Source organism: Methyloceanibacter marginalis (genome assembly GCF_001723295.1).
GTDB lineage: Bacteria > Pseudomonadota > Alphaproteobacteria > Rhizobiales > Methyloligellaceae > Methyloceanibacter > Methyloceanibacter marginalis.
Genome location: NZ_LPWD01000292.1, coordinates 1 through 3,215, shown reverse-complemented (window position 1 = coordinate 3,215; position 3,215 = coordinate 1). Strand labels below are relative to the sequence as shown.

5 protein-coding genes are annotated in these 3,215 nt (G+C 65.2%); all 5 read left to right on the top strand.

The window, feature by feature from the left end:
- Window positions 1-514 (top strand): hypothetical protein (locus AUC71_RS19560; RefSeq protein WP_158007805.1); only part of this gene is annotated, 514 nt, incomplete at its 5' end.
- A gap of 100 nt (window positions 515-614) precedes the next feature.
- Window positions 615-770 (top strand): hypothetical protein, encoded by a 156-nt coding sequence (locus tag AUC71_RS20315; protein WP_204376704.1) that lies wholly within the window; start codon window positions 615-617, stop codon window positions 768-770.
- Between the two features lie 239 nt (window positions 771-1,009).
- Window positions 1,010-1,474, top strand: coding sequence for a DUF7146 domain-containing protein (locus AUC71_RS11075; RefSeq protein ID WP_069624313.1), 465 nt, complete (start codon window positions 1,010-1,012; stop codon window positions 1,472-1,474).
- Window positions 1,440-1,892, top strand: coding sequence for a toprim domain-containing protein (locus tag AUC71_RS11070; RefSeq protein ID WP_069624312.1), 453 nt, complete (start codon window positions 1,440-1,442; stop codon window positions 1,890-1,892). The genes AUC71_RS11075 and AUC71_RS11070 overlap by 35 nt, the downstream gene beginning before the upstream one ends.
- Window positions 1,889-2,596, top strand: a complete 708-nt coding sequence (locus tag AUC71_RS11065; RefSeq protein WP_069624311.1) for a hypothetical protein — start codon at window positions 1,889-1,891, stop codon at window positions 2,594-2,596. The genes AUC71_RS11070 and AUC71_RS11065 overlap by 4 nt, the downstream gene beginning before the upstream one ends.
- The last annotated feature ends 619 nt before the right edge of the window (window positions 2,597-3,215 follow it).

The following is a 3,215-nucleotide window of genomic DNA, read 5'->3' as shown; positions in this document are numbered from 1 at the left end:
CGCCGAGAAGACCGGCAACCTCGTCAATCTCGACCACGTGGTGGAGATCAGTCACGCGAAGAATTCTCACGGCGGGTGGGATCCTATTGCGCACATGGCAGACGACAGGCCATGCATCCGCCTTCTGTCAGACAGGGGGCTTGATGAGGAACTGGTCACTGCACAGCCCGGGTTCGAACTCATCGAGTTCTGGTACGAACACAGGGACGTCGATCCAGAGACGCACGACATTCGCGCCTCGCTGCTGCGCCATCCGATAGTGGCGTGGGGCATCAGCCTGATCGGAGACGTGCGGCCCATCTCGTTTGGCACCGACCCAAACGAGCCTCGCAACGACGACGCCTGCTTCTACGGAGTGCTGTGCCCCAACGGGGGCGTGTTCGATCCGAGCGGCAATTATGCCTGGAAGGAACTGGACGATTGGATCGGCACGCTTCGCAAATGGTGGAAGGACAGGCTCGTTGCCGTGACGAGGGAGGCGCAGGCAGCCAATGAATGCCGAACCTCCGTTTGAAATTGTCGGCAGGCAACACGGCCGCCCCGCGCGCCTCGCGATCAGGTGCAAGGACAGCCACCACTGGCTCTGCCTCACGCTGAGGGAATTCGAGAGCCAGATGCGCTTCCGCCAGACGCTGAGGGACGCGGTCGCCTATTCCGACCCGCCCATCCCATGCCCCGACGCGCTGCGCGAGCCGGTGAGCGAGGAGCAGTGGGACGCGTGGTTCAAGAAGGCACTCGGCGACTTCAAGGAGAAGGAGCAGTCGCAATGAGCCCCCGGCAGGTGTGGGGGCTGCCGAGGGCCTGGAGGGCTTCCTTGGTGTGGGACCTGGAGAAGCGGTCTCGTTATCGCGGGTGACCGCGACCCCGTCCAGTCCATGAAAGTCAGGGACTAGCCGGAGAAACGCGAGACCGCGACGGTGGGAGCCGGGACCTTGGCTTTGGCTTTTGAGGAGTTTGGTGTGGGCATCCAGAACCATGTGAGACGCACGCCGGCAATGGAGGCTCGGCGATGAATGCCGCCGACATCGCGCGCGCCCTCGGCGGACGCCGCGTCGGCGAGGCCGGATGGTGGGAGTGCCGCTGCCCCGTCCACGACGACCGGCATCCCAGCCTCAATCTCAAGGACGCCATGCACGGCGGCCGCGAGGTTGTCAGCATCAAGTGCCACGCCGGTTGCCCCCGCGACGAGATCGTAGAGGCGCTGAGGTCCATGGGACTGTGGCGCGGACGCGGGCGACCCTCGAACACGGAGTGGCGGAAGCCCGAGGCGCCGAAGGCGCCCGACGAGCCGCGATACTACCGCGCGGCGATGCGGACGTGGCGCTCGTCGAGACCCGCTGGCGGCACCATCGCCGAGACGTATCTGCGCTCGCGCGGCATTTCCCTGTCCGTTCCCGGAGCGCTGCGCTTCGCGCCGTCGCTGAGGCACAGGGACACGAATGGCTCTGGCCCGCGCGCTGGTGGCGCCTGGTGACCCGCCCGAGGCCACGACGACGATCCATCGAACGTGGCTCGCGCGCGACGGCCTGGGCAAGGCGGACTTCGACAAGAACAAGATGGCGCTCAGCGAGTGGAGCGGAGGCGTGATCAGGCTCGCGCCAATCGCGGCCGTGCTCGGCGTGGCCGAGGGCATTGAGACCGCGCTCAGCGTCACGCAGCTCACCGGCATCGCGTGCTGGAGCGCCATGGCGGCGGGCAACTTCGAGAAGATCGAGCTGCCGCCTGGCGTGCGCGAGGTGCACGCGTTCGCGGACGACGATCCGGCGGGCATAGACGCCGCGATGAGGGCTGTCCGGAGATGGGAGGCCGCAGGCCTAGAGACGTACATGCGGCTGCCGCCAGAGGGCTTCAACGACTACAACGACGTGCTCACAGGGAAGCGCAAGAAATGAACGACCATGACAACAAGATAAGAGCGATGCAGGGCAAGCCGCCGCTGGAAGGCAATCAGATCGAGGGCGAGCGGATAGTCGCCGGTGCCAACTCTGGGCCGGGATCCGTGCCCGAGATCGTGGGCATCACGAAGGTGCTTCACGAGCAGCCGGTCTACCGCGTCAGGCTCCTCGGCCTCGACGGAGAGATGGAGGTGCCATCGTACTCGCGGCTGCGCAGCTACACGAAGTTCACCGACCTCGTGGCGGAGAAGTGGGACCACGTGTTCGATGAAAGGTGCCCTACCTGGAGGGATCAGCTGAGGCAGGCGATGGCAAGGATCATGCACGAGGAGCCTCCGCCCGACACCCACATGCTCGCGGTCATGCTCGAACACCTGACAGAGTTCCTGACCAACCGTCAGGTCGGGGATCGCAAGGAAGACCTGCTGCTCGGACATCCGTGGGGAGACGCGGAGGCCAAGAGGCACTACTTCCGGCTCATGGACCTCATGAGACACCTAGTGCGAGAAGACGTTCGCGGTCCAGACGGCAAGCGCGCCGGGCGCAACACGGTGGCGCGCTGGCTCAAGGAGCTGGGTGGCGAGGACGCCCGCCTGGCGGTCGTGGAAGGGGAACCGCCGCTCCGCGTGTGGTGGGTGCCGAGCGCGATCATAGTGAGGCGCAGTCCCGTGGAGCCCAAGTCCGTGACCTCGGCCCTCTGATCCGTCACGGGGCCGCGATATGTGTCAGGAAGGGGTCCTGGAGCTGCATTTAACGCGCCCGAGGAAATTGCAGCCTTTCGTGGTGTAGATCCGTCCTATCCGGCAAGCTCAAGGGGAGCAGGACGTTGCGTATCATAGCTTCTTGCCTCTGACGGACTTACCACATTGTTTCTGTATGGGCCTCTTGGTGTAGGTTTTTCGCCTACACCAAACACACGATTTCGCGATTTCTCGGGCGATATGTCCGTCCATCTGTGGCTCCCCCTGGATTTGGTCCGCGTCGTGACGCGCTCAGGACGCGTCCGCAAGCGTGCGGGCTGTCCCACAGCGCGTCCTGGTATTGCCGCGCTGCTCCGCGCGATACGGGTGTCTGGCGGCACTTCTCCGCAAGGGCCATAACCGCAGCGCGCCACAGGGCGAGCGCGCCACTTCCTGAACGAAAATCCTCGCGCCAGCATCCGACGCGCCGCGATGGCGACCCGGCAATTTGTATTCTCCTGCCCCAGGTCCGCGAACCGCTTGCGAGGCAACGCGTTGCTGCCTCTCCGCTGCTTGCCAAGGCGCTGTGGGTAACGCGGCGGGTAACGGCAGCGCTGGCCTGAGCGCTTCCGGCCCTCTG

Coding starts and splice junctions, on each gene's coding strand:
- AUC71_RS20315 (WP_204376704.1), top strand. CDS start 615: ATGCGCTTCCGCCAGACGCTGAGGGACGCGGTCGCCTATTCCGACCCG.
- AUC71_RS11075 (WP_069624313.1), top strand. CDS start 1,010: ATGAATGCCGCCGACATCGCGCGCGCCCTCGGCGGACGCCGCGTCGGC.
- AUC71_RS11070 (WP_069624312.1), top strand. CDS start 1,440: ATGGCTCTGGCCCGCGCGCTGGTGGCGCCTGGTGACCCGCCCGAGGCC.
- AUC71_RS11065 (WP_069624311.1), top strand. CDS start 1,889: ATGAACGACCATGACAACAAGATAAGAGCGATGCAGGGCAAGCCGCCG.